Here is a 3829-nt window from a genome sequence, read left to right as displayed (position 1 = left end):
CGCTGCCGGGCGACCTGCCGCGCGGCGCCGACATCCCCGAGGATCAGGACCCGCTCGCCGATGGCGTGCTCATGCGCCACCAGGTGGACTGGCTCGCCGACCCGGCCGACCTGAAGGTCTGCGAGAAGGGCCGGCGCACCGGGATCACCTATGCGGAGGCGCTCGACGACACGCTGATCGCCGCGGCTGCGCGCTCCGCCGGCGGTCAGAACGTCTTCTATATCGGCGACACCAAGGACAAGGGACGCGAGTTCATCGGCTACGTGGCGCACTTCGCCCGGGTCGTCTCCAAGGAACTCGGCGCGATCGAGGAGTTCCTGTTCGAGGATATGAAGGACGACGGAACCACCAAGCAGATCGCCGCCTATCGGGTCCGCTTCGCCTCCGGCTTCCGCGTCGAGGCCCTGTCGAGCCGGCCGGAGAATATCCGCGGCCTGCAGGGCACCGTCGTGATCGACGAGGCGGCGTTCCATTCGGATGTGCGCGGCGTGCTCGATGCCGTCAATGCACTCCTGATCTGGGGCGGCAAGATCCGGGTGATCTCGTCCCACAATGGCGTCCTGTCGCCCTTCAACGAGCTGATCCGGGAGGCGCGGGCCGGCAAGATCCCGTTCTCGGTCCACACCATCCCGTTCGCGGCCGCGGTCGAGAACGGCCTCTTCCGGCGCGTCTGCCTGATGACAGCCCGCACCTGGTCGCCGGCGGCGGAGGCCGAATGGGAGGCGAAGATCCGCGGCGCCTACGGGGCGCGCCAGGCGGCGATGCGCCAGGAGCTGGATGCCATCCCGGCCGATGCCGAGGGTGCCGCGCTGACCCGCGTGCAGATCGAGGCGGCGTCGAAGCCCGGCATCCCGATCGTGCGCATCGCCTTCGACGACGACTTCAAGGGCCTGGCGCCGGAGGTCCGGCGCGAGCGGGCGCTCGATCTCTGCCGGCGCCGGATCGCGCCACACCTGCAGGCCCTCGATCCGATGACGCGCCACGTCTTCGGCGAAGACTTCGCGCGCTCCGGGGACCTGACCGTGATCTGGGTCTGGGCGGTCGAGCGCGACCTGACCCGGGTCTGCCGGCTGATCATCGAGATCCGCAACGGCCCCTTCGACCAGCAGCGCGAGATCCTGTTCTTCACGGCCGACCGCCTGCCGCGCTTCTCCGGCGCCAAGATGGATGCGACCGGCAACGGCGCCTATCTGGCCGAGGTCGCCGCCCAGCGCTACGGGCTCGACCGGATCGAGGAGGTCAAGCTCTCGGTCGAATGGTACCGGACCAACATGGCGCCCTACACGGACGCGATCGCGGACCGGACCGCCATCCTGCCGGCCGACGACGACGTGGTCTCCGACCACCAGGCCCTGCAGTTCGTCGGCGGCGTGATCCGGGTGCCGGACGATCATCGCCTCAAGGGCTCGGACGGCCACTTTCGCCACGGCGACAGCGCGATCGCGGGCGCGCTTGGCTATGCGGCCAGCCGCACGATGGCGCCGGAGACCACCGTCACGCCCCTGTCGGCTGCCGGCGAGGCCGCCTCGGTCTCCGTCTTCGGCCGCGTCATGGAATTCGGGAGATCGTTATGGGGATGACGGGACCGGACGGCCAAGCCGTCGACACGACACCGCTCGGCATCGAGATCGCGACCCCAACCGCCTCCGGCCGACGGCGGGTCTACGAGGAACAGGTCGCCGCCCGCCTGCGGCCCGAGCGGCTCGGCCAGGTCATGCGTGACGCCGCCCGCGGCGAGACCCGCGCCTATCTGACGCTCGCCGAGGAGATGGAGGAGCGCTACCTCCACTATGCCTCGCAGCTGCAGACCCGTCGCCTGGCGCTCGACGGGATTGAACCGTCGGTCCAGGTCCCGGACGGCGTGCCGGCGGCGATCGGCGACTTCGTGCACGAGCTGGTGGAGGACCCGGCGTTCGGGATCGGGGTCGCGGCGCTCGCCGACGGCATCTCGAAGGGCTATTCGGTGGTCGAGATGCAGTGGGAGATGCAGCGCAAGCGCCTGCGCCCCGTGCACTATGTCTGGCGCGATCCGCGCTTCTTCCGGCTCGACCGGCTGACGCTCTCGGATCTGCACCTGGAGGTCGACGGCTCGGCCGAGGGCGAGCCGCTGCCGGCGGCAAAGTTCATCCGCCATGTGCCGCGCATCCGGACCGGCATCCCGAGCCGGACCGGGCTCGCCCGGCCGGCCGCCTGGGCCTTCATGGTGCAGCAGTTCTCGCTTCAGGATTGGGCCGCCTTCGCCGAGAAGTACGGCGTACCCTTCCTGCTCGGCACCTATCCGCGCGACGCCTCGGAAGCGGTCAAGCGCGACTTCCTGCGCGGCCTGTTGCAGATGGCCAATGACGGCGCCGGCATCATGCCGGACGGCGCCAAGGTCGAAGCCTTCAAGGTCGACGGCGCTCAGGGCGAGGCCGTGTTCGGCGGGCTCCTGACCTATGTCGATCGGCAAATCTCGAAGCTTGTGGTCGGTCAGACCATGACGGCTGACAGCGGCGCGTCGATGGCCCAGGCGAAGATCCACAACGAGGTGCGGCTCGACATCCTGCGCTCGGACGCCAAGCAGACCGCGATCACGGTCAATCGCGACGTCATCGAGATGGCGGTCGCCCTCAACTTCGGACCGCAGGAGCGCTATCCGAAGGTGATCTGGCCGGTCGCCGAGCCGGAGGACGTGACGGCGATCGCCGACGGCGTCGCCAAGCTCGTCCCGCTCGGGTTGAAAGTGAGCCAGCGCGAGCTGCGGTCGAAGTTCGGACTGTCGGAGCCCGAGGCGGACGAGGACATCCTGGCGCCGGCCTCGGCCGCGGCGCCGGCGGCCAGCCCCGCGTCGCCCGCGCCGGTACCGGGCCGGAAGCCGGCCCGGCTCGCGGCCCATGTCGCCGGCTGCCGGTGCGGCGGCTGCCTGCGGACGGCCATCCTCGCAGCCGAGCCAGCCACCGAGCCGGACGGTGTGGAGGCGGTCGACCGCATGCTCGAGGAGGCGCTCGCAGACTGGCAGGACATCACCGATCCGCTCCTGGCGCCGCTCGGCGCGGCGCTCGCGCAGGCGACCAGCTTCGAGGACGTGCTGTCGCGCCTGCGCGAGAGCGGGCCGGACGCGACGCGCCTGGCCGAGCGACTGGCGATCGCGACCGCGACAGCGCGCGGCATCGGCGACGTGATGGACTGACCCGATGGCCGACGCGAAGCGGGGCTTCCAGACGCCGCCGGAGATCACCGGCTATTTCGACCGCAAGGAACTCCGGCCGGGCTTCTCCTGGAAGGACGTCTGGGGCGAGGAACACGCCTATGCGTTCACAGTGGCGAAGGCGACCGAGCTGGAGCTGCTGACCCTGTTCCGACGCTCGATCGGCGAGGCGATCGCCAAGGGCCAGGGCTTCGAGACCTGGCGCCAGGCGATCCTTCCGGAACTTCAGAAGATCGGCTGGGGCACTCCGCGCCTGGTTGCCGACCCGACCGGCCAGGCGCCCGACCGCATGGTCGATTTCACGGCGCCGCGCCGGCTTCAGACCATCTTCTGGGGCAACACAGCCTCGGCCCGAGCCGCAGGACAATGGGACCGGGCGCAGCGAACCAAGGCCGTCCTGCCCTACCTGGTCTATATCCGATCGGCCTCGGCCCGGCCGCGCGAGCAGCATCTGCGCTGGGTCGGCATCATTCGCCCGATCGACGATCCGTGGTGGGCCACGCATTTCCCGCCGAACGGCTGGAACTGCAAATGCTCGGTCCGGCAGATCGACGGCCGCGAGCGCGGCGATCTCCTCGACCGCGCTCCGGCGGCCGAGACCGATCCTTCCTACACGGACGAAATCCCCGTCGAGCCGCCGCG

Annotated in this window: 3 protein-coding genes; all 3 read left to right on the top strand. The window is 70.2% G+C overall.

Going from position 1 to position 3829, the window contains the following annotated elements; genetic code table 11:
* Positions 1–2: 2 nt before the first annotated feature.
* A complete protein-coding gene (locus KL771_RS28180) occupies positions 3–1580 on the top strand; it encodes a hypothetical protein (RefSeq protein ID WP_261971827.1) in 1578 nt (525 codons plus the stop codon).
* A complete protein-coding gene (locus KL771_RS28175; RefSeq protein WP_261971826.1) occupies positions 1577–3169 on the top strand; it encodes a DUF935 domain-containing protein in 1593 nt (530 codons plus the stop codon). Before KL771_RS28180 ends, KL771_RS28175 begins: the two co-directional genes overlap by 4 nt.
* Positions 3170–3173: 4 nt before the next feature.
* Positions 3174–3829, top strand: a 656-nt coding sequence (locus tag KL771_RS28170) for a phage head morphogenesis protein (RefSeq protein WP_261971825.1), incomplete at its 3' end; no start/stop codon positions are given.

Origin of the sequence: Prosthecodimorpha staleyi (assembly GCF_018729455.1) — a bacterium.
GTDB classification, from domain to species: Bacteria; Pseudomonadota; Alphaproteobacteria; order Rhizobiales; family Ancalomicrobiaceae; genus Prosthecodimorpha; species Prosthecodimorpha staleyi.
The sequence above is the reverse complement of the archived record's forward strand: the minus strand, read 5'-3'. Positions and strand labels throughout refer to the sequence as shown.